This is a genomic window from Aeromicrobium sp. REDSEA-S38_B2 (genome assembly GCF_001628525.1).
GTDB classification, from domain to species: Bacteria; Actinomycetota; Actinomycetes; order Propionibacteriales; family Nocardioidaceae; genus Aeromicrobium; species Aeromicrobium erythreum.
Genome location: NZ_LUNH01000019.1, coordinates 53383 through 77708 on the forward strand (window position 1 = coordinate 53383; position 24326 = coordinate 77708).

Here is a 24326-nt window from a genome sequence, read left to right on the forward strand (position 1 = left end):
GTGGGGTTCCTCGACTTCCTGGCCGACCTCGTCAACCCGGACCTCGCGTTCCTGCCCCGCGCGCTGGCCGTCGCCGTCGCGTCGGCGCTCGTGTGCGGGGTCGTCGGCTGCCACGTCGTCCTGCGTGGGACGGCCTTCATCGGCGACGCCGTCGCGCACGCGGTGTTCCCGGGCCTCGCGGTCGCGTTCGTGCTGTCGGCGAACCTCGTGCTCGGCGGCGCCGTCGCCGGGGTGCTGACCGCCGTGCTCATCGCCGTCATGGCCCAGAACCGCCGACTCCGGGAGGACTCGGTCATCGGCGTGCTGTTCGTGGCGGCGTTCGCGCTGGGTGTCGTGATCATCGCGCAGGCGCCCGGCTACGCCGGCTCGCTGCAGCAGTTCCTGTTCGGGTCGATCGCCGGCGTCGACGACGGCGACCTGGTGGCCGTCGGCGTCGTGACCGTCGTCGTCCTCGCCGTGTGCGCGTGGCTGCACCCCGAGCTCGTCAGCGTCGGGCTCGACCGCGAGGGCGCCCGTGCCCAGGGGGTGCGGGTGTTCTGGGTCGACCTCGCGCTGTACGTGCTCATCGCGCTGAGTGTCGTGGTGAGCGTGCAGACGATCGGCAACGTGCTCGTCCTGGCGCTGCTGGTGACCCCGGCCGCCACCGCGCGGCTGCTGACCTCCAGGCTGGGGGTCATGATGGTGCTGGCCCCAGTGATCGGAGCGGTGGGCGCGTTCGTCGGGCTGTACGTCTCGTGGACGTGGGACCTCCCGACCGGCGCCGTCGTCGTGCTGACGCTCACGGCCGTCTTCATCGTGACCTGGCTCGTCGCGCCACGGCACGGGATGCTCGCGTCCTGGACCGGCCGTCGACCGGCTGCGGCGCGGGGCGTCGCGTGAGGGAGCGGCTGCCCGTGCTCTGCGCTGGGCTGGCCGGGCTCCTCGGCGTCGTGCTGCTGGTCGTCGCGGTCGTCCTGCCCGACCCCGGGTCCGACGCCGTCAGGGGTGCTGCGGGCGCACCACCCGACGCGCGGGCGTCGACGTCGCCGGCTCCGCGGGCAGCGTCGCGGGACGCCGAGCCCGACCCGGCTCAGGTGCCCGTGGCCCAGCTGCCCGACGGCGCCTGGATCGAGGCGACGGCCGCGTCGACGGGTGTCGAGGCGCGGGTGCTGCGCGCGTACGCCGGCGCGGCCCTGCGGCTGGAGCGCGAGCAGCCGGGCTGCCGGCTCGGGTGGAACACGCTCGCGGCGATCGGCGCGGTCGAGTCGGAGCACGGCACCATCGACGGCTCGGTCGTCACCGACGACGGTGTAGCCGACCCGCCGATCGTCGGCGTGGCGCTCGACGGCAGCGACGTGCGCGCCCTCAGGGACACCGACGACGGCGAGGTCGACGGCGACGACCGCTGGGACCGCGCGGTCGGCCCGATGCAGTTCCTCCCCTCGACCTGGGAGCGGTGGGGCGCGGACGGCGACGGCGACGGACGCGCCGACCCGCAGCACGTCGACGACGCCGCCCTCGCCGCTGCCCGCTACCTGTGCCACGGCGAGCGCGACCTGACCCGCGGCCCCGACTGGGTGGCGGCGATCTCCTCCTACAACGAGGGCAGCGAGTACCACGCCCGCGTCCTCGAGCAGGCGCGTTCCCTGGCGTCCCTCGCAGCGCGCTGACGTCGCGACCGCTCCGCGGGGTCAGGCCACGCGGTGCTGGACGGCCTGTGGCTCGACCAGCGCCTGCGGGTCGACACACACCTCGCGCACCCCGATCGGGTCGAGCATCGCGTGCGCCGCGGCGAGGCACATCCGTGCCGCGGGCACGTCGCGACCGAGCGCGGCACGCAGTCGCTCGACGTCGCTGAACGCCACGGCCACGCGACGTCCGTCGACGCGGCGCGCGAGCCGGAGCGCCGTAGTCGTCGAGGGTGACGCGAGCGGGAACAGCAGCATCGGGGAGGCGTGGTGGGAGGAGGGAACGCTCACCCGTCGAGTCTGCGTCCCACCGACGACGACCCGGAACCGTCGCGGCGACAAGATCGCGTCAAGATCGCGTCAGGCACCTGGCCGGCGCCCTCCCCGCCGCCCACGATCGAGACATGACCGAGCTCGTCCGCACCCTGCCCGCCGCCCGCCACGACCACGTCGAGGTGCAGGTGCGCCGCGCGTTGCGGCTGCTCGCCCTCGGCTGGGACACCGCACTCTCGGCGGTCCTCGCCGACGACCCCCGTGTCGCGCGCACCGTGCTGCGCACGGCTCCCGCGCGACGCCAGGCCGTCCGGGTCGCGGAGGAACGGGCTCGGCACGACGGTGACGGCGCGGTCGACCTGCTCCCGTTGCTCGCCGAGTCCGAGCAGGTCAACCGGCTGCTCGCCCGGCTCGCGCAGACCGTCCTCACCGAGCACGACCGTCCACTCGTCGACGACGCCGACCGCACCCACATCATAATCGCCCGGCGCCGCGGCACCGAGCGGCTCTGCCACCTCGCCGGCACGCCACACCTCCCCGTCGCCAGCGACGACGTCCACACCTGTACGACGGCGCTCCTGCGGGTCCGTGACCACCTGCGCGCCGACGAGCACGAGCACTCCCCGGCCGCGCACACCTGCGGCGACCTCACCGCCTACCTCCTCGAGATCGCCCGCCACTCCGCACGATCCGGTACGTCATCGCCCGTCTGAGGCCGCACTCCGGGCGATGACGTTCCACATCCTGGTGGGGGGAGCTGCCGGGATCCCTCCGACGGCCGCTCCGCGGCGCAGGGTGGGGCCCACTCGATTCACGGTGCCTGATTCACCGAGCCTCGAAGGCCCCACACAATGCACGAAAGCCCCGCACCGTCACGAGGACGGTGCGGGGCCTTCGAGGCTCGGTGGAGCTGCCGGGATCCCTCGCTGGGCGGCTGCGCCGCGAAGGGGGGCCCGACTCGATTGCTCTGCCCGATGCACGTCCCGGCAGGACCCCCGACCAGAACGCACAGGACCCCCGACCTCGCGAGAGGTCGGGGGTCCTGCCGTGACGTGGAGCTGCCGGGAATCGAACCCGGGTCCTCTGGCGCTGAGTCAGGACTTCTCCGGGTGCAGTGCGTCAGATCGCCTTTCTCAGCCCCGGTGCTCGGACGAACACGTCACCGACAGGCTCAGTCACGAAAAAGTCCCGACCGCGTCACGTGACGCTACGCGGCCAGCAAGTCCCCTAGATGAGACAGACGATCCGGGACGGGGACGCTCCCGGGTCTGCCCTTCACCAGTCGCTGTCAGGCAGCGAGGGCGAAGTCAGTGCGCTTGGAATCGGCACTTATGGGTTGCGACGAACGTTAAAGAGATGACGTCGCGTTCTCTACCCGCTTCTCCTGAGTCGAACGACCAAAGTCGAAACCGATCAGCCCCTCTTGAGTTGTCAACCACGCCCACCCTCGCGGGCACGGCGTCTCACCACTGTACAACCCCAGGCCCCCGTCGAAGATTCCCGACGCCCGGCGTCGGTGGCCAGGCACCCGCAGCAGCGCTGCTCAGGATGCCCAGCCACCGACACGCCGTCCCGCCGGCGCTGAGGTTGCCCAGCCACCGATGGAGGGCGGAACCGTCAGCCGAACACCGACTGCGCCCACTCCGGGTGGTCGATGAACGGGTTGCGGTTGCCCTGGTACTGGGAGTCGATGATGTCGTTGCGACGCTGCTCCGCCGACGACGGCGGGTCCTGCGCGTGCCACTGCAGCAGCACCGAGATCTTCCCCAGGTACGGCGTGCTGCCGTTGACCTGGTTGTTGGCCTCCAGGTCGGCGAAGCCGTCGCCGCCCTCGTAGCGCACCGCCATGTACATGACCATCCGCGCGACGTCGCCCTTCACGGCGTTCGGCGGCTCGAAGGAGTCGCCGTCGGTCAGGCACGACGAGCAGTTGCTCACCGCCGAGCCGCCGGTGTCGAAGTCCTTGTTGCTGCGCGTGCCGTTGACCTGCACGTCCTCCGGTCGCAGGTGGTGCAGGTCGGTGCCCGGTCCGGCGGAGGTGCCGAAGTTGCCGTGCGACTGCGGCCACACGTGCTCGCGGTTCCACTGGCCGGTGTTGCCGCCGTTCGCGGACTTCGCGCGCGAGACCTGCGAGTAGAACAGCCGCACGTTGCTGCTGTTGTTCGGGTCCTGGTCGGTCACCTTGAGCGCCTCCCAGACGGCAGAGTAGGAGATCGTCCGCTGCACCGAGATGATGTCGTGCAGCTCGTTCTTCAACGCCTCCCCGCTGAGCCCCTGGGCGCTGTCGTAGTAGCCGTCCCGCGGTGCGGCGTCCGCGGCACGCGGCACCACGGTCAGGACGAGCGTGAGGATGATGGTCAGGCCGGTGTACCGGGACGTGCGCCGGCTCGTGGCCGCGCACCCCCGTCCGGCTCCCCCGAGTCGGTTCATGGGCACACCCCACACCATCGGCGACACGACGCGCCAGAGGGCGCGCCGGAGTTCACCGGATGGTCACACAGGGCGTCACGACGTGGTCGGCGCGCGCTCCGGGTCGGCCGAGCGTCCGTGCACGAGAGCGGCCGCGCACACCGAGGCGACGACCAGCAGCCCGACGCACATCAGCGTCCCTGCCCGGAAGCCCGGCCCGAACACGTCCGGCGACGCGAAGTCGGCGCCGGCGATGCCCGCCAGCGGCGGGATCGCCGCCACCGCGAGCAGGCCGGCCGTGCGGGAGACCGCGTTGTTGATGCCCGACGCGATCCCGGCCTGCTCGTCGGGTGCCGCTGCGAGGACGGCAGTCGTCAGCGGCGCCACCAGCAGCGTGATCCCCAGACCCAGCAGGGTCGCGCCCGGCAGGACGTCGACCCAGAAGCGCGCGTCGGCGCCGACTCGCAGGAGCAGCAGCAGTCCCGCCGCCGACACGAGCGGCCCGACCGTCATCGGGATCCGCGGTCCGACCCGCTGGCCGAACGCCCCCGCGCGCGACGACAGCAGCAGCATGAGCACCGTGAGCGGCAGCGTCGCGAGGCCCGCCTCGAGCGGCGTGTAGCCGGCCACGTACTGCAGCTGCAGCACCAGCAGGAACATCGTGCCGCTCAGCGCCGCGTAGATCGCGAACGTGCAGATGTTCGCGGCCGTGAAGACTCGGTCGGCGAACAGCGACAGCGGGACGAGCGCGTGCGGCGAGCGCGCCTGGTGCACGACGAACGCCACGAGCAGCACCACGCCGACCAGCGCCGGCCACGAGGTCTGCTCGACCAGCCCGTAGGTGAGGAACGCGAGCGTGCCCACGGTGAGCGCAGCCCCCTCGACGTCGAGCCGGGTCTGCGCGCCCCGCGACTCCGGCACGTGCCGCAGCGTCACCCACACCACCGCCACGGCGAGCGGCACGTTGATCCAGAACACCGAGCGCCAGCCGACCGCGTCGACGAGCGTGCCGCCGACGAGCGGGCCCAGCGCGGTCGTGACGCCCGCCAGGCCCGACCACAGCCCGATCGCCCGACCGCGGTCCTCCGGCCGGATCGACGCCGAGATGATCGCCAGGCTTCCCGGCGTCAGCAGCGCTCCCCCGACGCCCTGCAGACCGCGCGCCGCCACCAGCACCTCGATCGTCGGCGCCACCGCGCAGAGCACCGACGCCGCGCCGAACCAGACGACCCCGACCACGAACACCCGACGTCGGCCGTAGCGGTCGCCCAGCGACCCGCCCACGAGGATGAGCGAGGCGAGCGCGAGCGTGTAGGCGTTGACGGTCCACTGCAGCCCGGCGACCCCCGCCTGCAGGTCGTCGTCGACCGCCGGCAGCGCCAGGGTGACGATCGAGCCGTCGAGGAAGGCCATCCCCGTGCCGAGCACCATGGCCGCCACGAGCCACCGGCCCGCCGCGGAGTCGAGCCTCACGTCTCGCGCCCGAACAGCGCGGCCCCGTTGTGCCACAGCACCCGGCGCAGCCAGTCGTCGCCGAGCTCGAGCCGCTGGAGCACCTCCACCTGGTGCGCGTAGGCGTAGGGGATGTTCGGGTAGTCGGTGCCGAACAGCACGCGGTCGCCGAGGTCTGCCAGACGCGGTCGTAGCGCCGTCGCGAGCTCGTGCGAGCCCTCCCAGAAGTCGACGAGCACCATGGTGGTGTCGAGGCGGACCTCGGCGAAGCGGTCGGCGAGGTCGAGGAACGCCTCGTACTCCGGCATCCCGAGGTGGGCGACCACGATCCGCAGCCCCGGGAAGCGCTCGAGCACCCGCGCGACGCCGTCCGGACCAGTGTGCGTGCCGGGCGCCGGACCCGACCCGGCGTGCAGCACGACAGGCGTGCCGCTCTCGGCGAGCGTGCCCCACACCGGGTCGAGCAGCGGGTCGTCGGCAGCGAAGTCGCCCACCTGCAGGTGCGCCTTGAACACCTCGACCCCCGACGCCACGAGCGCCGGCACGTAGGTCGCGGCCTCCGGCTCGGGGTAGAACGTCGCCGAGCGCAGCGCCTCGGGCACGCGTCGGACGAAGTCGAGGGTCCAGTCGTTCATGAACGTCGCGACGCCAGGGCGGTGGGCGTACGAGAGCGCCGAGAAGTGCCGGACGCCCATGTCGCGCAGGTGCGCGACGCGTTCTTCGTCGCTGCCGCGGTACGTGATCGGCCAGGGACGGCCCAGCAGCGGGCCAGCGGAGTCGAAGTACGCCCAGACCTTCGCCAGCACCTTCGGGTGCATGAAGTGCACGTGCACGTCGAACAGTCCGGGAAGGTCGAGCGACGCCGTGAGCGACGGCAGGTCGGCGTCGGCCAGCCCGGGGCGGTCGGCGTCCGCCGAGGTCATCTAGCGGATGCCCTTGATCTTGCGACCGATCTCGCGCTGCGCGTCGGCCTTGGCCTGGCGCTCGGCGATGGCGTGCCGCTTGTCGTACTGCTTCTTGCCGCGGGCGAGGGCGATCTCGACCTTCGCGCGACCGTCCTTGAAGTACAGCGCGAGCGGCACGATCGTCAGGCCCTTGGCCTGGATGCGCTGCTCGATCTTGTCGATTTCCTGGCGGTTCAGCAGCATCTTGCGACGCCGCCGCGTCTCGTGGTTCGTCCACGTGCCCTGGCTGTACTCGGGGATGTGCACCTGGATCAGCCAGGCCTCGCCGTTCGCGATCTCGCCGAAGCCGTCGACCAGGGACGCCCGACCGGCACGCAACGACTTCACCTCGGTGCCCGTGAGGACCAGGCCGGCCTCGTAGGTGTCCTCGATGTGATAGTCGTGGCGCGCCTTCTTGTTCTGCGCGATGAGCTTGCGCCCGGTCTCCTTGGCCACCGACCCATCCTAGTGCGTCGGGCCACACGGCCCCGGGCCGGTCACGGCCGGCTCGTCAGAGCCAGCCCATGGGGTTCACGGTGACGCCGTTGGCGATGACCATGAAGTGCAGGTGGCAGCCGGTGGAGTAGCCCGTGCTGCCGACGTAGCCGATCACCTCGCCGCGCGAGACCCGGGCGCCGGCGCTGCGGGCGAACCCGGAGAGGTGGTTGTACGTCGTCACGATGCTCTGGCCGCGCTTGATGCCGTTGGCGAGGATGACGCGGTTGCCGTAGCCGGCGTTGTAGTACTGCTGGATGATGGTGCCGCTCGCGGCGGCGTGGATCGGGGTACCGCAGCCGACGCCGAAGTCGGTGCCGTCGTGCAGCTTGTACACACCGGTGACCGGGTGCACGCGCATGCCGTAGGGCGACGTGATCGGGCCGTTGACGGGGTAGGACAGCGCACCGTTGTCGTCGCCGCCGGAGAGGCCGCCGTTGTTGCCGCTGCCCCCACGACCGGCGCGCTCGCGGGCGCGCTGGCGCTCCAGCTCGCGTCGGGCGAGCTCGGCGAGCTCGTTGTTGAGGCGGTTCCGCTCGGCCTCGTAGGCGGCGAGCAGACGCTCGTCCTCGACCTTCGCGGCGCGCGCCTTGCCGCTGGCGTCGGCGCGGGCGTCGACGAGCTTGCCGACCTCGGCGGTCTGCGCCTCGGCGGCGGCCTCGAGCTCGGTCATCTTCTGCAGGTTGGCGGCGGCGGCCTGGCGGGCCACAGCGACCTGGTCGCGCAGCTTCTCGACCTTGTCGCGGTTGAGGCGCAGGATGACCTTGGCGGCCGCGAGCTTCTGCATGCGCGAGACCTGCGCGTCGCCGACGGAGGCGTTGAGGCTCATCCGGTCGGTGAACGTCGAGGGGCTCTCGCCGCCGAGCAGCTCGCCGAACGCCTTCATCCCGCGGTCGCCCTCCTGCACGGTCTGGACGGTGAACGCCTTCACCTCGTCCTCGGACGCCTTGAGCCGCCGCTCCCCCTTCTTCAGGTCGGCGACGGCCTTGTCGAGGGCGGCCTGGCTGCGGTCGAGCTCGGCCTGCATGCGGGCGTCCTCGGCCTGCGACACGGCCAGCTGGCCGCGGGTCTTGCCGAGCGTCGCGCGCGCCGACGAGAGCTTGGCCTGCGCGGCGTCGAGCGCCTTCGCGGCCTTCGCGTACGCGGCGCTGGAGGAGTCGAGCGACTTCTGGGCGCCGTCGATCTTGCCGTTGACGCCCTGCCTCTGACGCTGGAGGTCGTCCTTCTTGTCGGCCAGCACCGGGTTCATCAGCCCGACCACGAGCGCGCAGGTCGCGAGGATCGCGAGCACGCCCCGCCCCGCGTGACGACGCGTGACGGTACGGGTGGGACGGGACGACGTGCGGTGGGACATGGGACCTCGGCCTTGGGGAAGGAGAACTGCGAGGCGACCCGCCGCGAGGCGGGTGGTGCAGGTGTTACTGGTGTGACTCTAGGCCATCACGGTCACACGTCAAGGTACTTGCGGGTCATCACGAGTGTCGGGACGAGCGCCAGGAGCATGGCGAGCACGGTCGTGTAGCCCATGACGGCGGCCGCCTCCTGCCACCTGATCCAGGTGGTCAGCTCCCCCAGCTGGGTGCGCAGGTAGCCGTAGACGACGAACGACATGAACGCGGCCAGGCCTCCTGCCGCCAATGCCGCCGACACCAGCGCCGCGAGCAGCGACTCGAGCACGAACGGCAGCTGGATGTGCCAGCTGGAGGCGCCGACCAGACGCATGATGCCGATCTCGCGACGCCGGGCGTAGGCCGTCATGCGGATGGTGTTCGACACCTGCAGGATCGCCGCGACGATGAGCAGCAGCGACGTGGCCAGCGCGGCCCACCGCATCTTGTCGAGGATCTCGAACAGCGGTCCGAGCAGCTTCTTCAGCGACTGCACGTTGCCGACGCCGTCCATGCCCGAGACCTGGCTGACGAGACCGTCGAACTGCTGCGGATCCTTCAGGGTGACGAAGTAGGACTCGGGGAAGTCCGACGGCTCGACGGTGTCGAGCTGGGCCTTGCCGGAGTCGGTCTGGCCGAGCAGCTCACGGGCCTTGTCGTAGTTCTCCTGCGGGCTGCGGACGTCGTAGGACTTGACCTCGGGGTTCGTCGACAGCGCCTCACGGACGGCTGCGGTCTGGTCCTTCGTCGCGGCACCGCCGACGCACGTGGGCGCCGTGGAGTTGTCGGTGCACAGGTTGACCTGCACCTGCAGCCGGTCGCCGTAGAACTGCTCGGTGCGGTCGGCCTGGCTCTGCAGCAGCAGGCCGAGCGCCGCCAGCAGCAGCGAGACGGTCATCGTGACGACCAACGAGATGGTCATGGACGTGTTGCGGGACAGGCTCGCGCGGAGCTCGCTCAGGATGGTGCGCACAGGATCGCCTCAGGACTGGTAGCCGTAGATGCCGCGGGCCTCGTCGCGCACGACGCGCCCCTCGTCGAGCTCGATGACGCGCTTGCGCATCTGGTCGACGATCGAGGAGTCGTGGGTGGCCATGACGACGGTGGTGTCGGTGCGGTTGATGCGGTCGAGCAGCTTCATGATGCCGACGCTGGTGGTGGGGTCGAGGTTGCCGGTGGGCTCGTCGGCGATGAGGATCATCGGCCGGTTGACGAACGCGCGGGCGATGGCGACGCGCTGCTGCTCGCCGCCGGACAGCTCGTCGGGCATGCGGTGGCCCTTGCCCTCCAGCCCCACCATCTCGAGCGTCTCGGGCACCAGCTGGTCGATCTCGGAGCGCGAGCGGCCGATGACCTGCAGCGCGAACGCGACGTTCTCGTGGACGGTCTTGTTGGGCAGGAGGCGGAAGTCCTGGAAGACCGTGCCCACCTGGCGGCGCAGCTTCGGCACCTTCCAGGACGAGAGCTTGTTGATCTCCTTGCCGGCCACGTGCACGCGCCCTGACGTCGGCCGCGCCTCGCGCAGGACGAGACGCAGGAACGTCGACTTGCCCGACCCCGAGGATCCGACGAGGAAGACGAACTCCCCCTTCTCGATCTCCAGGTCGACGGCGTCCAGCGCAGGACGCTTCTGGCCCGGGTAGGTCTTGGTGACCTTGTCGAAGCGAATCACCCGACGAGTCTAGGCACGCGGGTCCACGTCCCCGTGCAGACTCGCCCGCGCTCGGTAGCGTGACGGCATGCTCCCCCGCCTGCCCGACCCGCGCCGTCTGCCGGACCTGGTCGAGGCGGCCGCCTCGCTGCTGCCGCGGGCCGTGGGACTGCTCGACTCGGCCGAGGACCTGGTGCGCCGCGCGCACCGGCTGGTCGACGACATCGACGCCACCCGCAAGGCGGCGGACGCCGTCGTCGTGCGCACCGCGGGCACGGTGGCCAGCGTCGAGCCGACCCTCGCGCGGGCGCAGGGCCTGCTCGACACGTTCGGACCGATCCTCGACGACCTCGGTCCGTCGATCGAGCGGCTGGCCCCCACGCTGCAGCGCATCTCCGAGACCACGTCGCCCGACGAGATCGAGGCGCTGGTGGGCCTCATCGATCACCTGCCGATGCTCGTGGAGAAGCTCGAGACCGACATCGTCCCGATCCTGGAGGACATGAAGAACGTCGGACCCGACATCCACGCGCTCCTGGACACCGCGACGGACCTCGCGGGCATGCTCGAGAAGGTGCCCGGCCTGAACCGACGTCGCAGCAGGGCTCGACCCGACTGACGCGCGGTGGCAGGGTCGAGGCATGGCCGAGCCCCAGAGCCCCGACGTCGACGTCGACGTCGACGTCCACGGCACCGTGCCCGAGAAGGACCTCCTGCGCGACTACCTCTACACGGCGCGTGACGCGCTGCGCTGGAAGGTGGAGGGTCTCGACGAGCTCGACGCGCGCCGCAGCCTCACGCCCACCGGCCTGAGCCTGCTCGGGCTGGTGCACCACACAGCCGTGTGCGCGTGCGAGTACTTCGGGGTGGTGTTCGACCGTCCGTTCCCCGAGCCGACGCCCGACGTTGACGCCGACCCCCACGCCGACTTCGTGGTGCCGGCCGAGGTCAGCCTCGCGGAGGCGCTCGGCTACGTGGACCGCGCGTGGGCGCACGCCGACGCGACGATCGACGCGCTCGACCTCGACGCGACCGGGGTCGTGCCGTGGTGGACCGCCCCGCGCGACGTGGTGACGCTGCGGCGCGTGCTGGTGCACATGGTCGCCGAGGCACACAGGCACGCCGGTCACGCCGACGTGCTCCGCGAGCGCCTGGACGGTCTGGCCGGGCTGCGGCCCGACGCCACGAACCTGCCCGACGACGTCACCTGGCAGCACCACGTGGCGCGCGTCGACCGCACGGCACGCGAGGCCGCCGAACGATCCGCCTGAGGCGCGAGACCTCCTGGACCGCGGGGCGTCACGACGCACCCGCCGGGGGACGAGAAGGTAGGTATGCCTTACCTTGATCGCCATGGTCGATCTCTCCGCCCCGCAGCTGCGCGGCACCGGCGTCGTCGCCGGCTACCGACGCGCGACGGTGGTGCACGGCGTCGACGTGACGTTGCGCGCCGGGTGCGTCACCGCCCTGATCGGCCCGAACGGGTCCGGCAAGTCGACGCTGCTGCGTTCCCTGGCACATCTGCACACCCCCGCAGCGGGTCAGGTCGAGCTCGGTGACGGCACCCGCCTCGCCGACCTCTCCGGCCGCGAGGTGGCGCAGCGACTGACGCTGCTGTCCCAGTCGCGCAGCGTGCCCGGCGGCGTGTCGGTGCGCGAGGTCGTCGAGTACGGCCGGCACCCGCACCGCGGACGCTGGGGTGCGGGCGACCCCGACGGACCCGCCGTCGTGGAGCGCGTGATGGCCCTGTGCGGCGTCGACGAGCTCGCCGACCGCGCCGTCGACACCCTCTCCGGCGGACAGCTGCAGCGCGTCTGGCTCGCCAGCTGCCTCGCCCAGGACACACCGGTGCTCCTGCTCGATGAACCCACCACGTTCCTCGACCTGCGCTACCAGGTCGAGCTGCTCGACACCGTGCGTGACCTGGCCGACCAGCACGGCATCGCGGTCGGCATCGTCCTGCACGACCTCGACCAGGCCGCCGCCATCGCCGACGAGGTCGTGCTGCTCGTCGACGGTCGCGTCGCCGCCTCCGGCCCCCCGGCCGAGGTGCTCACCGCCGAGCGGCTCACCGCCGCCTACGGCATCCGGGTCGACGTCCACGTCGACCCGTCCACCGGCCACGTCCGCACCCGCGCCGTCGCCCGCCACCACTCCCGCACCCTCACCCCCCAGGAGATCCCGTGACGTCCATCCGCCTGCCCCTCGTGGCAGCCACTGCGATCCTCGCTACCGCCCTCGCCGCCTGCGGCACCACCGAGGAGGCGTCCGACGGCGCCTCGGAGTCGACCGGCGCGACCATCACCCTCACCGACTCGCGCGGCAAGGAGATCACCCTCGACGGCCCCGCGACGCGCGTCGCCGCGACCGAGTGGAACGCCGCCGAGTACCTCGTGTCGCTCGGGGTGGAGCCGGTCGGCGTCGCGGACGTCAAGGGCTTCGAGACCTGGGACAGCGCGGTCGAGCTGCCGGAGGACGTCACCGACATCGGCACCCGCGGCGAGCCCAGCCTCGACACCCTGGCCTCGCTCGACCTCGACGCGCTGATCGTCACCGACGGGCTCACCGGCGACGCCGTGAAGCAGATCGAGAAGACGATCCCCGTGATCGTGCTGCCGGGTGGCAAGGCCGGCGAGCAGATCGACCAGATGTTCGCCAACGTCGAGCTGGTCGCGAAGGCCACGGGGACCGAGGACAAGGCGCAGGAGCTGCGCGACGACTTCGACGCGAAGCTCGCCGAGACCAAGGAGGCCGTGGCCGACTCCGACCTCGCCGGCACCACCGTCGCGCTCGCCGACGCCTACGAGAACGGTGGCTCGGTGACGGTCCGCCCGTACACGCCGACGTCGCAGCTCGGCACCATCGTGGGCGAGCTCGGCCTCAAGAACGCGTGGGCCGACGTGCAGGGCCTGGAGCCCGACGCCGCCTACGGCCTCGCGCAGACCGACGTCGAGGGTCTCACGAAGCTGCCCGACGACGTGCGCTTCTGGTACTTCTCCAACGACACCGAGACCGACCCCTTCCGCGTCACGCTGAAGGACAACACGGTCTGGACGTCGCTGCCGTTCGTCGAGGGCGGCGACGTCACCCGTCTGCCCGACCGCATCTGGATGTTCGGCGGACCGGCCTCGATGGACCAGTTCCTCGACGCCGTGCAGGACCTGGCCGGCTGACCCCCGCCCACATGACCCTCACCACCGAGCGTCCCGGCGTCGAGGAGCAGGGCTCCTCGACGCCGGTGGCGGCACCGATGTCCGCGGTGCGGCTCACCGCCGTCAGCGCGACGCTGCTGCTCCTCATCGCCCTCGTGGCGGCGGTGCACGTGGTGCAGGGCACAGCCGCCGTGGGCCCGGCCGAGCTGTGGGGCTGGCTGACCGGGTCGACCGACGGCCAGGCCGCCGCCGTGGTCGTCGAGTCGCGGCTTCCTCGGCTCGCGGCGGGTGTCGTCGTCGGGCTGAGCCTCGGCGTGGCCGGAGCGGTCATGCAGTCCGTGGCCCGCAACGTGCTGGCCTCACCCGACACCCTCGCGGTGAACTCCGGGGCGTTCCTCGCGGTCACCGTGGGCGCGACCGTCGGCCTGCCGTCGGCGCTCGGCGGCGACCTCGTGCTCGCGTTCGTCGGCGGGCTGCTCGCCGCGCTGCTCGTGTTCGCGCTGGCCGGCACCGAGTACGGCACCGTGCGCCTCGTGCTCGCGGGCACCGTCATCTCGATGGGCCTCGCGTCGGTCTCGACGATGCTCATCATCCTGAACCCCATCGAGGGTGTCGGCCTGCAGGCGTGGGAGGCCGGAACCCTCACGCAGAACGGCCTCGGCACGGTGCGCCTGATGACGCCGCTCGTGGCCGTCGTGCTGGCGCTGGTGCTGCTGCACGCGCGGCGACTCGACCTCATGGCCCTCGGCGACGACGAGGCGCGCTCCCTCGGCGTGCCGGTGCGGCGCACCCAGCTGACGGTGCTGCTGCTCGCCGTGCTGCTGTCCGCGGTGGCCGTGACCCTCGTCGGCCCGATCGGGTTCGTGGGTCTCGTGGCACCCGCGCTGGTGCGCCTCGGCACGTCCCGCGTCGCCGGTCTGCACCGCCACCGGGCCCTCGTCCCGCTCTCGGGGCTCACTGGTGTGCTCGTGGTGCTCGGCGCCGACGTGGCAGTGCGTGCCGTGATGGGCTCTCAGCGGGCCGTGCAGGTGCCCACCGGCGTGGCGACGACGCTGCTCGGTGCCGCCGTGCTGCTGGGCTTCGCACTGCGGCTGCGCGCCTCGCGACTCGACGAGGGCGGCAACGCGCTCGACGTCCGCGGCCTCGGCGTGCGTCGCCCGCTGCTGCTCGTCGGCATCCTCGCCGTGCTCCTCGCGGTGGTCGCGGGGGCCTCGATGCTCGTCGGCGACCGGATGTTCCTCGTGGGCGACCTGATCAACTGGCTTGCCGGGCGCGGCGGCCCGGTGACGTCGAGCGTCATGGACGCCCGCGCACCGCGCGTGCTGGCCGCTGCCCTCGCCGGGGTCGCGCTCGCCGTGTCCGGCGCGATCATCCAGGGCGTCACCCGCAACCCCCTCGCTGACCCGACGCTGCTCGGGGTCTCCGGCGGCGCCTCCGTGGGCGCCGTGCTGGTGGTCACCGCTGCGCCGGCGGCGACCTACTGGGCCATCTCCGGCGCCAGCGCCGTCGGTGCGGTCGTGGCGGCGACGCTCGTGTTCGGACTCGCTGCGCGCAGCGGGTTCGCGACCGACCGGCTGGTGCTGCTCGGCGTGGGGGTGGCGTATGGAGCGATCGCCCTGGTGACCGTGCTCATCGTCGCGACCGACCCGTTCAACGCTTCCAAGGCCCTCACCTGGCTGTCGGGCTCCACCTACGGCCGGGCGTACGAGCACCTCGTGCCGCTCGTCGTCGCCTGCGCCGTGCTGCTGCCGGTGTGCGTCGCCGGCGCACGGCGCCTCGACCTGCTCTCTGTCGACGAGGACACGCCGCGCGTGCTGGGCGTCGACCCCGCCCGGTCGCGTCTGCTGCTGCTCGGGTGCGGCACCTTGCTCGCCGCCGCGGCGGTCTCGGTGATCGGCGTGGTCGGGTTCGTCGGGCTGGTGGCACCGCACGCGGCCCGCGCCCTCGTGGGCCGGCGGCACCGCCTGGTGCTGCCGGTCGCGGCCCTGCTCGGTGCCGTGCTGCTGAGCCTGTCAGACCTGCTGGGACGCACGGTCATCGCGCCGACCCAGCTGTCGGCCAGCCTGCTCACGGCCGCCATCGGCACGCCGTACTTCCTGTACCTGCTGCACCGCTCGCGCCGCAGCGGATGAGTGGGCCTGGCCGACCCGTCAGGGTCGGTCAGGCGGTGGCCTCGGCCTCCTGGCCGCGGCGCCAGCGGATGCCGGCCTCGATGAAGTCGTCGATCTCGCCGTCGAGCACGGCCTGGGTCTGGCCCGTCTCGTGCTCGGTGCGCAGGTCCTTGACCATCTGGTACGGGTTGAGCACGTAGTTGCGCATCTGGTCGCCCCACGTGGCCTGCACGTCGCCGCGCAGCGAGTCGAGGTGGGCGCGCTCCTCGGCCTTCTTGAGGGCGAGCAGCTTGGCCTTGAGGATCACCATGGCGCTGGCCTTGTTCTGCAGCTGGCTCTTCTCGTTCTGGCAGCTGACCACGACGCCCGTGGGGATGTGCGTCAGGCGCACGGCCGAGTCGGTCGTGTTGACGCTCTGGCCGCCCGGACCCGACGAGCGGTACACGTCGACGCGGATCTCCTCGTCGGGGACGTCGATCTCGTCGGTCTGCTCCAGCACGGGCACGACCTCGATCGCCGCGAACGACGTCTGGCGCCGGCCCTGGTTGTCGAACGGGGAGATGCGCACGAGACGGTGCGTGCCGGACTCGACCGAGAGCGTGCCGTAGGCGTAGGGCGCCTTGACGGCGAACGTCGTCGACTTGATGCCGGCCTCCTCGGCGTAGGAGGTGTCGTAGACCTCCACCGGGTAGCCGTGGCGCTCGGCCCAGCGCGTGTACATGCGCTGCAGCATCATGGCGAAGTCGGCGGCGTCGACGCCGCCGGCGCCGGAGCGGATGGTCACGAGGGCCTCGCGCTCGTCGTACTCGCCCGACAGCAGCGTGCGGACCTCGAGCGACTCGACGGCCTGCTGCAGCTTGGTCAGCTCGGACTCCGCCTCGGCGAGGGAGTCGGCGTCGCCCTCCTCCTGCGCGAGCTCGACGAGGACCTCGAGGTCCTCGAGCCGGCCGCGCAGACCCGTGATGCGCTCGAGCTGCGCCTGCAGCGTCGACAGACGACCGGTGACGCGCTGCGCGTTCGCCTGGTCGTCCCAGAGGTCCGGCGCGCCGACCTGCTCCTGGAGCTCGTCGATCTCGCGCTGCATCGCGTCGAGGTCGAGCACCTTCTCGATGGAGGTCAGGGTCGCGCCGAGCTCCTTGATCTGCTCGGGGAAGTCGGTGGCCACCTGTCGAGGTTACCGGCCCTGTGGTGGGATCGAGACCGTGGCGTGCCTGTTCTGCAAGATCGTCGCCGGCGACGAGCCGGCCGAGGTGGTGCTGGAGGACGAGCACGTGCTCGGCTTCCTCGACGTGCGGCCCGTGTTCAAGGGCCACACGCTGCTCGTGCCGCGCGAGCACGTGGACACCCTGCTCGAGCTGCCGGAGCCGATGACCGTGCCGCTGTTCGCGGCGGCCCGCCGGGCTGCCGCCGCGATGTCGAGCGAGCTGGGCGCGCAGGGCACGTTCGTGGCCATGAACAACGTCGTCTCCCAGAGCGTGCCGCACCTGCACGTGCACGTCGTGCCGCGCACGAAGGGCGACGGCCTGCGCGGCTTCTTCTGGCCGCGCACCCGCTACGCCGACGGCGAGGCGCGCGAGTACCGCGACCGTCTGCGTCACGCGCTCGTCGACTGATCGTCACCGCCGGGGGCTTGCGTCATGGCGCCGACTCGGGTTGGCATGGGAGCCATGAACACATCGGGGAACCAGAAAGCACCTGTCCTGCGACGGCTCGTCGTCCTCCTGACCGGCGCCCTGCTCGGGCTCGGCAGCGTGGTCGGCGTCGCGTCGTCCGCGTCGGCCGTGACCCAGGCGCAGGCCGAGTCGGCCTTCCGCGCGGCCGGCATCACGTGGTCGTCGTCGGGAGGCTGCACGACGCGCAGCAACTCGTCGTGCACGTCGTTCGAGGGCCTGCGCCAGACCAGCGTCGACGGTGCGCGCACCCTCAAGTCGGCCAGCGGCTGCGCGCTGAACATCACGGGCGGCACCGAGGTCGGCCACGCGTCGGGCACGTACTCGCACTACAACGGCTACAAGCTCGACTTCAGCCTGTCGACCTGCCTGACGTCGTACGTGACGAACACGTTCACCTACGTCGGCACCCGCAGCGACGGCGCGCAGCTGTACCGCTCCGCCTCGGGCAACGAGTACGCGAAGGAAGGCAGCCACTGGGACGTCACCTTCTACACCTGCGGCGGCTGCTGACGTCGCACCGACCCGTCCACCTCACGACGACGCCCACCCCGAGGTCGGGGTGGGCGTCGTCGTGTCTGGGTCCGTCGGTCGGGCGGGGTCAGTCGTTCGAGACGCCGAACCCGGCGACGGCGACGCGCGTGGCGTCGGCGACGAGGTCGTCGTCGGCCTCGGCGTCCTGGTCGTCCTTGGACGACATGATGGCGATGACGATCGGGGCGCCCTCCGCGCGGCGCAGGATCGCGATGTCGTTGCGGGTGCCGTACTTGGCCGCCCCGGTCTTGTCGGCGACCTCCCACGTGTCGGGGACGCCGGCGCGGATGAGGTCGTCGCCGGTGGTGTTGCGCACCATGAGGTCGGTGAGGAAGGCGCGCGCGTAGCCGTCGTTCACGTCCTTCTCGCCGTCGGCCGCCGGGAGCGCGAGCCGACGCAGGTCGGTGGCGAGCGCCTCGGGCGTGGTGGTGTCGCGGTCGTCGCCCGGCGTGGCCTCGTTGAGGTCGGGCTCGATGCGCGACACCTTCGTCGTCCGGTCGCCGATCTCGCGGAGCACGCCCTGCAGCTCCTCAGGACCACCGAGCAGGTCGAACAGCAGGTTGCCGGCGGTGTTGTCGCTGTACCGGACGGCCGCGTCGGCGACCTCGCGGACGGTGAGCTCGGTCTGCCCGGCCTCGAGCGCCTTCTCGACCTGCGGGGAGAAGTCGACGAGGTCGTCCTCGCTGATCTGCACGGTCTGGTCGAGCACCGACCGGGGCTTCTCGTGCAGCAGCGCGCCGACCGCGATCGCCTTGATCGTCGACGCGTACGCGAACCGCTCCCCCGCCCGGTGCTCCACGACCTGGCCGGTGCCGGTGTCGATGGCGTAGACGCCCAGCCGCGCGTCGTACTCCTGCTCCAGGTCGGCGAAGTCGGCCGAGAAGGTGGGCGACGCGGTGGGCGTGGAGGTGGCGCCGGGGTCGGCGCTGCTCCCTCCGCCGGTGCACCCGGCGAGCAGCAGGGCGGTGGCGACCACGGGCAGCAGCAGGCGACGCATGGCCCCTATTCGACCATCCCCGTCCACACGGAGGTGTCTGGGTGGCCCGCGGCGGGTACGCCTCCGGCCACCACGACGTGCGGCACCGCGCGTCGGAACCCACGAGGAGCCGACATGTTCACCCACCAGAAGCCGCTGCAGTTCACTGCTCGCCCCGACGCACCCGATCCCGCGTTCGCCCGTCGCTTCCAGGAGGTGCTGGGCGGCAAGTGGGGCGAGATGACCGTCGCCATGCAGTACCTCTACCAGGGCTGGAACTGTCGGCTGCCCGGCAAGTACAAGGACATGCTCATGTCGATCGGCACCGAGGAGCTGAGCCACGTCGAGATGATCACGACGATGATCGACCAGCTGCTCGACAAGGCGCCGCCGATGGCCCCGGACGACACGACGGGCTCGACGCAGGCCAGCGAGTTCGGGCAGCAGAACCCGCAGCAGACGATCGTCAACGGCGGCGGCGCCTACCCGCACGACAGCAACGGCGTGCCGTGGTCGGGTGCGTTCGTCACGGCGAGCGGCAACCTGATGGCCGACTTCCACCTGAACGTGACGGCCGAGATGCAGGGTCGCCTGCAGGTGGCGCGCCTGTTCCACATGACCGACGACCGGGGCGTGAAGGACCTGATCCGGTTCCTGGTCACACGTGACCACATGCACCAGATGCAGTGGTTGTCGGCCATCGAGGAGCTGAAGGCCGACGGGCTCGACGGCGTGCCGACGCCCGAGGCGTTCCCGCTGGAGGAGGAGTTCGACGAGTTCTCCCACACGTTCATCCAGGCGAGCGACGGCGAGGCGGCGACCGAGGGGTCGTGGGCGTCGGGTCCGGCGCCGGACGGTCGCGGCGACTTCCGCTCGGCGCTGATCGAGGCGCACGGGCAGATCCCCGAGCTGGCTCCGGGCGACCCGCGTCTGTACGGGACGCAGGAGCTGCAGGAGACGAAGGGGCTCATCGACAAGGCGAAGGACGCGCTGTCGTGAGCCCAGTCGCCTACGCACGGCAGGCGCCGACCGCGCCCGCGGCGCCGCGCGGCGTCGCCCGCCTCGTCGTCTTCGTGGCGGCGTGGTGGGCGGTGCTGGCGGTCACGGCAGCGGGAGGCCGATGGTGATCACGCTCGACGTCGCGCCCGGCGTCCACCGGGTGGAGCACGCGTCGACCTGCTGCTACCTCGTCGAGGACGACACCCACCGTGGTGGCGTCCTCGTCGACGGTGGCCTGCCCGGGTGCAGGCCGCTGGTCGAGCAGCTGCTCTGGCAGCGCAGGATGAGCTGGGAGTCGCTGGAGGCCGTGGTGCTCACGCACGCGCACTTCGACCACCTGGGCGTGTGCGCGGTGGCCGAGCGGCGCGGCGTGCACACCTGGGTGCACACGGGTGACGGGCCGATCGCGCAGCGCCCGTACCGCTACCGGCCGGGGAGGCCGCGGCTGCTCTACCCGGTGCTGCACCCCGGCTCGTGGCGCCACCTGGCCGCGATGGTGCGGGCGGGTGCCCTGAACGTCGAGGGGCTCGACAGTCCTGTGCTCGTCCAGGACGAGCACACGCTGCTCCCGGGCGGTCTGTGCGCGGTGCCCACGCCGGGCCACACCGACGGCCACGTGGCCTTCCACCTCCCCGACCGTGGCGTCGTGCTCACCGGCGACGCCCTGGTGACGCTCGACCCGTACACCGGACGTCGCGGGCCGCGCGTCGTCGCGCGCGCCGGCACCCGTGACCGCGACCGTGCGCTCGCCTCGCTCGACGCCATCGCCGAGACCGACGCCGCCGTCGTGCTGCCCGGCCACGGCGAACCGTTCCTCGACGGCGCCCGCGCCGCGGCCTCGATGGCCCGCGTCGCCGGGGCCGCCTGACCTGCACGCCCTGACCTGCCCTGTCCTGCCCCTGACCAGCACCGAGAGGTACCACCGTGTCCGAGAACCACCACCTGTCCAGCACCGGCCCGCGCCCCGACGAGGACCCCGTCGTCCTTGCCCGCGGGGCAGCCCTCCTCTTCGGTGCCGTGTTCCTCCTCGTCGGCGTCCTGGGCTTCGTCCCGGGCGTCACGACCGACCTCGACCAGCTGAGCGGCAGCGGCCACCACAGCGGCGCGGAGCTGTTCGGCGTGTTCCAGGTGTCGGTGCTGCACAACCTCGTGCACGTGCTGTTCGGTCTGCTCGGCCTAGGGGCGGCGCTGCGCCCACGCCTCGCTCCCGCCTACCTCGTGGGCAGCGGCATCATCTACGCCGCCCTCACCATCTACGGGCTTGTCGTCGACCACGGCTCCGACGCCAACGTCGTACCCCTCGACACCGCCGACACCTGGCTGCACGCCGTCCTCGCCGCCGCCCTCCTGCTCATCGGCTTCGCCGTCGGCTCGGCGTTGCAGCGGAAGGGGCAGTACACGCGCTGAAGCAGGTCGGCATCTGCCTCCCAGCCCCTCCCACAGGACGCATTCGTGTCGAGGTGAGACCGAGGTGGGACTCAGCGCATTTCTCCGTGCCTCTGCCTCGTCGGACATCCACAGGCGCGCACGACGAAGTGCTCCGGCGGAGACGGGGACCTACCGGCTCGTCGCTCGGTTCTCGTCCGTCCGTATGGCCGCAGCCAGGAATCGCGCGACGCCACTACTCCCCCAGCCTTCTTCCCTCTACGGTGCGCGGCAGATCCAGCTGTACCCCGTGATCGAGCCGACCTCAGCGAGGCGTTGGAGGGTGATGGATGGCGAGCCGACCAGCCATGATGCGACGACCTCACGTGAACGTCGTGCTGCTCCTGGTCCTTCTGTCCGCCTGCGCCTCGGCACCAGTGAGCCAACGCGAGTTCGATCGCCTCAGCGCTGAGGCGCAGACCGTAGAGGTCGCGCTGTCGAAGCGACTGGCAGCAGCCCTTCCGGGATCTCGGCCAATCTTTCGCGTCGCTCATCCTGTCACCTGCAAGGGATCGGACGCGGAAGAGAGCTTCATCGTCGAGAGGAGGTTCACGTCCCCGAGGCGTCGGTCGGGGACGTGATCGACTCGGCCACAGAAGTGCTTCGAGACGAGGGCTTCGAGGTGCGGAAGCCGGATCCACTGACAGCCCTTGGACAGAAGAGGAGCATCGACGTGAGCGTCTCCGTCTCACGGTCGGGTGCAAGCGACGCTGCCGTCGCCACGTCGTCGTCGACCGCTTGCGTGAAGGTCGCGCGACCGTGACCCGCTGAGCGCGCTCCAGCTCCGTCTCGCCCGGACCGAGCCGAGGGCACAGGGCGCTCGACCGTCCGGACCGCTCGAGGCAGGCACACCGGAGCGCCCCTGACTTGGCACCTCTGCGGCCGGATGTCAAGCCGTCTTCAGAAGATCGTTCGAACGCTTCTGCCCGCAACTCCTCCCATGGGTTGATCGACGCACACACCGTCGACGCTCCCAGGGGGGACACATCATGTTCAGTTCGCGACGCCGCCGCAGGCAACGCACCACCACCGGTCTCGGCCTCGCCGTCCTGTCGGCCGTCACGGTCGCCGCGCTGCTCGCGGCGGCTCCGGCCTCCGCGGCGGACGAGCCGGCCACGCCCGAGGGTCGGGGCATCGCGTTGCCCAGCGGCTACGAGTCACTCGGGGACCTGCCGTCGGTACAGGCCGAGAAGCCGCTCAACGACGCCCTCGACGCACTGCACGCGCTCTACGCCGAGAAGTACCTCGCCGGTGGAGCCGGCGCCGCGACCGCGCAGGCCGACGGCGAGCCGACGCTCGACGAGCGGATCGCCGCGGCACGCGCGGAGGTCGAGCGCGTCGCCGGGCGCCCGTACTCGGAGATCGAGCCCGAGCCCGACTTCTCCGCCGACGCGTCGACCACGTCCGACTCCGACTCCGACGCCCAGATCATGGCGGCGACGCAGAAGGCGCTGCCCGTGCGCCACTCCACCCAGCGGACCTCCTACTACTGCGGGCCCGCGTCCGTCGCGATGGCGATCCGCGCGTCGTGCAGCGCCTGCGAGCGGAGCCGCTACAACTCCTCCGACACCATCTCCCAGACGACGCTGGCAGCGTCCCGCTACCTCGCGACCACCACCAGCGGCACGAACATGTCGCGCATCCCGCTCACGCTCAAGAGGTGGGCCGGCTTCGCGTCCCGCCTCGTCTCGAGCCCGTCAGCGGCGTCCATCAAGAGCGGTGTCGTCAACTCGATCGGCGTCTACAACCGTGCCGTCGTGTACGGGACGCGCGAGCTGGCCGGGGCGGGCAACCCGCACTACAACTACCACTACACGACCTTCACGATCGACCACCTGATCATGGGCTACGGCTACTCCGGCTCGGGCTCGAGGCTCGCCTACGCGGACCCGGTCGCGGGCCGGTGGACGAACACGGGCCAGTCGAAGGCTCCGCAGAAGACCAACGCGATGCGGAACACCAGCATGCGCATCTTCACCCAGCCGTGGGGCGTCGTCCTGTGACGTCAGCGCGCAAGACCGCCGCCATCGCCTCGGCGATGGTGGCGGTCGTACTCGGCACGACGTCCTGCACGACGACGAAGGAGCCCGAGCCGCAGCGTCAGTTCGCGCTCTCTCCCGCGCCGCCGTCGTTCACGGAGGGCGACGACTACACCGTGGAGTCACGCATCCCGACGGTCCTGGACGGACAGCAGGTTGTCTACTTCGACCGCACCGATGGTCGGCTGATCATGTCCCTCTCGGGAACCTCCAAGTCGGGTCAGCCCTCCGAGGACGACCCTCGCGGAGGTGCACTGATATCCGTCGACCCGAAGACCAACGAGGTCACAGAGCTTGCCCGTCACGGGAAGCCGGGGGCCCCGCGCTACATCGTCGACGTCGCCGTTGCCGGCAAGACCGTGGTCTGGGTCGAGACCACGCAGGGAAACTATGACGCGATGCCGTGGCGGTTGTACGCGCTGAATCTCGAGACGGGAGTGGAGAAGGAGCTCGCGTCCTACCAGCAGCTCGGCATCAAGGACCCGCCCTGGCCGTCACCCGACGCCATCCGGCCGCAGGTCGTGGGCGACGACGTCTACGTCGTCGCGGTCGATCGTGTGGACGACCAGCAGAACGTCGTCCAGACCTCCGCCTACCGCGTGCCTTTGACCGGCGGCAAGCTCGAGAAGGTCGTGCCCAAGGCAACCGGCGCCTGGGCGGCGGGCCGCGAGCTCGACGTCCTCGTCGACAGCACGCTCACACGCTGGGACCCGGACCGTGGATCTTCCGGAGAGGCCACGGGCGCAGGGTTGCCGGCGGATTGCGGCGCCTTCGCTGCGAAGGGTGTCCGCGTCGCCTGCACGACAGCCGATGGCCGCCGCCGTCTGACGGTCGAGTCGACCGAGCACGGTCGCTTTACCGTCGACCTCGGCAGGAACACGGTCGGCTACCTCAACGGCACCAGCGACTGGGTCAGCTTCTCCACAGGCGACCGCGCCTTCGTCCTCGACCTGCGACGCGGGAAGCTGTTCTCCCTCCCCGGCAGCAACGACACCGGCACGAGTCGTCTCAGCGGACGCAGCTTCATCTACGTCAAGCAGACGTCCAGTCCCGACGCGATGCGGCTGGTGACGCTCGCGGACAAGGACCGGTGAGCACGATCCACGTGCCCGAGGTTTCTCGGATTCTGACAACTCCCATA

At 71.4% G+C, this 24326-nt stretch carries 26 protein-coding genes and 1 other RNA gene; 16 read left to right on the forward strand and 11 right to left on the reverse strand.

Features of this window, described 5'->3' with window-relative positions:
- Together A6Q81_RS04310 and A6Q81_RS04315 are read left to right on the forward strand one after the other, a co-directional pair.
- On the forward strand, positions 1-879 hold the full coding sequence (locus A6Q81_RS04310; RefSeq protein ID WP_286689642.1) for an anchored repeat-type ABC transporter permease subunit: 879 nt from the start codon (positions 1-3) through the stop codon (positions 877-879).
- A complete protein-coding gene (locus tag A6Q81_RS04315) occupies positions 876-1649 on the forward strand; it encodes a lytic transglycosylase domain-containing protein (protein ID WP_286689643.1) in 774 nt (257 codons plus the stop codon). Before A6Q81_RS04310 ends, A6Q81_RS04315 begins: the two co-directional genes overlap by 4 nt.
- A gap of 21 nt (positions 1650-1670) precedes the next feature.
- On the opposite strand, the gene A6Q81_RS04320 is transcribed toward A6Q81_RS04315, so the two are convergent.
- Positions 1671-1958: an SAV_915 family protein gene (locus A6Q81_RS04320; protein WP_286689644.1), complete on the reverse strand. Its 288-nt coding sequence runs from the start codon at positions 1956-1958 to the stop codon at positions 1671-1673.
- Between the two features lie 113 nt (positions 1959-2071).
- On the opposite strand from A6Q81_RS04320, the gene A6Q81_RS04325 reads away from it, so the two are divergent.
- Positions 2072-2653 (forward strand): hypothetical protein, encoded by a 582-nt coding sequence (locus A6Q81_RS04325; protein WP_286689645.1) that lies wholly within the window; start codon positions 2072-2074, stop codon positions 2651-2653.
- Positions 2654-2990: 337 nt separating this feature from the next.
- Here the strand turns inward: A6Q81_RS04325 and ssrA are convergent.
- The 8 genes from ssrA to ftsE form a co-directional block, all read right to left on the reverse strand.
- Positions 2991-3361: a transfer-messenger RNA gene (gene ssrA, locus A6Q81_RS04330) on the reverse strand.
- Positions 3362-3557: 196 nt separating this feature from the next.
- Positions 3558-4370, reverse strand: coding sequence for an endonuclease I family protein (locus A6Q81_RS04335; protein ID WP_286689646.1), 813 nt, complete (start codon positions 4368-4370; stop codon positions 3558-3560).
- Positions 4371-4445: 75 nt separating this feature from the next.
- Positions 4446-5822, reverse strand: coding sequence for a DHA2 family efflux MFS transporter permease subunit (locus A6Q81_RS04340; protein ID WP_286689647.1), 1377 nt, complete (start codon positions 5820-5822; stop codon positions 4446-4448).
- Positions 5819-6724, reverse strand: a complete 906-nt coding sequence (locus A6Q81_RS04345; protein ID WP_286689648.1) for an amidohydrolase family protein — start codon at positions 6722-6724, stop codon at positions 5819-5821. Before A6Q81_RS04345 ends, A6Q81_RS04340 begins: the two co-directional genes overlap by 4 nt.
- Positions 6725-7201, reverse strand: a complete 477-nt coding sequence (gene smpB / locus A6Q81_RS04350) for an SsrA-binding protein SmpB (RefSeq protein WP_067855602.1) — start codon at positions 7199-7201, stop codon at positions 6725-6727.
- Between the two features lie 55 nt (positions 7202-7256).
- Entirely contained in the window at positions 7257-8531 is a 1275-nt protein-coding gene (locus tag A6Q81_RS04355; RefSeq protein WP_286689649.1) for a M23 family metallopeptidase, read from the reverse strand.
- Positions 8532-8686: 155 nt separating this feature from the next.
- Positions 8687-9601, reverse strand: a complete 915-nt coding sequence (gene ftsX, locus A6Q81_RS04360; RefSeq protein WP_067855597.1) for a permease-like cell division protein FtsX — start codon at positions 9599-9601, stop codon at positions 8687-8689.
- Between the two features lie 9 nt (positions 9602-9610).
- Entirely contained in the window at positions 9611-10300 is a 690-nt protein-coding gene (ftsE, locus tag A6Q81_RS04365; RefSeq protein ID WP_067855594.1) for a cell division ATP-binding protein FtsE, read from the reverse strand.
- A gap of 67 nt (positions 10301-10367) precedes the next feature.
- Between ftsE and A6Q81_RS04370 the strand changes: the two genes are divergently transcribed.
- The 5 genes from A6Q81_RS04370 to A6Q81_RS04390 all read left to right on the forward strand — a co-directional run bounded on the left by A6Q81_RS04370 (position 10368) and on the right by A6Q81_RS04390 (position 15563).
- On the forward strand, positions 10368-10898 hold the full coding sequence (locus A6Q81_RS04370; RefSeq protein ID WP_286689650.1) for a hypothetical protein: 531 nt from the start codon (positions 10368-10370) through the stop codon (positions 10896-10898).
- Positions 10899-10920: 22 nt separating this feature from the next.
- A complete protein-coding gene (locus A6Q81_RS04375) occupies positions 10921-11550 on the forward strand; it encodes a DinB family protein (RefSeq protein WP_286689651.1) in 630 nt (209 codons plus the stop codon).
- An 82-nt stretch (positions 11551-11632) separates the two neighbouring features.
- On the forward strand, positions 11633-12466 hold the full coding sequence (locus A6Q81_RS04380) for an ABC transporter ATP-binding protein (RefSeq protein WP_286689652.1): 834 nt from the start codon (positions 11633-11635) through the stop codon (positions 12464-12466).
- Complete coding sequence (locus A6Q81_RS04385) at positions 12463-13452, forward strand: ABC transporter substrate-binding protein (protein WP_286689653.1); 990 nt, start codon at positions 12463-12465, stop codon at positions 13450-13452. The genes A6Q81_RS04380 and A6Q81_RS04385 overlap by 4 nt, the downstream gene beginning before the upstream one ends.
- An 11-nt stretch (positions 13453-13463) precedes the next feature.
- On the forward strand, positions 13464-15563 hold the full coding sequence (locus tag A6Q81_RS04390) for an iron ABC transporter permease (RefSeq protein ID WP_286689654.1): 2100 nt from the start codon (positions 13464-13466) through the stop codon (positions 15561-15563).
- Positions 15564-15591: 28 nt separating this feature from the next.
- On the opposite strand, the gene prfB is transcribed toward A6Q81_RS04390, so the two are convergent.
- Positions 15592-16707, reverse strand: a complete 1116-nt coding sequence (gene prfB, locus A6Q81_RS04395; RefSeq protein ID WP_286689655.1) for a peptide chain release factor 2 — start codon at positions 16705-16707, stop codon at positions 15592-15594.
- A gap of 37 nt (positions 16708-16744) precedes the next feature.
- On the opposite strand from prfB, the gene A6Q81_RS04400 reads away from it, so the two are divergent.
- Both A6Q81_RS04400 and A6Q81_RS04405 read left to right on the forward strand, forming a co-directional pair.
- On the forward strand, positions 16745-17155 hold the full coding sequence (locus A6Q81_RS04400; protein WP_067855578.1) for an HIT family protein: 411 nt from the start codon (positions 16745-16747) through the stop codon (positions 17153-17155).
- 54 nt (positions 17156-17209) lie between these two features.
- The gene (locus tag A6Q81_RS04405) at positions 17210-17725 is read left to right on the forward strand and encodes a hypothetical protein (RefSeq protein WP_286689656.1); all 516 of its coding nucleotides are present in this window, start codon (positions 17210-17212) and stop codon (positions 17723-17725) included.
- Between the two features lie 88 nt (positions 17726-17813).
- Here A6Q81_RS04405 and bla read toward each other — a convergent pair whose 3' ends face one another.
- The gene (gene bla / locus A6Q81_RS04410; protein ID WP_286689657.1) at positions 17814-18743 is read right to left on the reverse strand and encodes a class A beta-lactamase; all 930 of its coding nucleotides are present in this window, start codon (positions 18741-18743) and stop codon (positions 17814-17816) included.
- Positions 18744-18857: 114 nt separating this feature from the next.
- Between bla and A6Q81_RS04415 the strand changes: the two genes are divergently transcribed.
- The 6 genes from A6Q81_RS04415 to A6Q81_RS04440 all read left to right on the forward strand — a co-directional run bounded on the left by A6Q81_RS04415 (position 18858) and on the right by A6Q81_RS04440 (position 24279).
- Positions 18858-19721, forward strand: a complete 864-nt coding sequence (locus A6Q81_RS04415) for a manganese catalase (RefSeq protein WP_253023505.1) — start codon at positions 18858-18860, stop codon at positions 19719-19721.
- A complete protein-coding gene (locus A6Q81_RS04420; RefSeq protein WP_286689658.1) occupies positions 19718-19849 on the forward strand; it encodes a hypothetical protein in 132 nt (43 codons plus the stop codon). Before A6Q81_RS04415 ends, A6Q81_RS04420 begins: the two co-directional genes overlap by 4 nt.
- Positions 19843-20589 carry an MBL fold metallo-hydrolase gene (locus A6Q81_RS04425; protein WP_286689659.1) on the forward strand — a complete coding sequence of 249 codons (747 nt, stop codon included), beginning with the start codon at positions 19843-19845 and terminating at the stop codon, positions 20587-20589. Before A6Q81_RS04420 ends, A6Q81_RS04425 begins: the two co-directional genes overlap by 7 nt.
- Before the next feature lie 56 nt (positions 20590-20645).
- Complete coding sequence (locus A6Q81_RS04430) at positions 20646-21128, forward strand: DUF4383 domain-containing protein (protein WP_286689660.1); 483 nt, start codon at positions 20646-20648, stop codon at positions 21126-21128.
- Positions 21129-22135: 1007 nt separating this feature from the next.
- Entirely contained in the window at positions 22136-23149 is a 1014-nt protein-coding gene (locus A6Q81_RS04435; protein ID WP_286689661.1) for a C39 family peptidase, read from the forward strand.
- Positions 23050-24279 carry a hypothetical protein gene (locus A6Q81_RS04440; RefSeq protein ID WP_286689662.1) on the forward strand — a complete coding sequence of 410 codons (1230 nt, stop codon included), beginning with the start codon at positions 23050-23052 and terminating at the stop codon, positions 24277-24279. Before A6Q81_RS04435 ends, A6Q81_RS04440 begins: the two co-directional genes overlap by 100 nt.
- Positions 24280-24326: the final 47 nt, after the last annotated feature.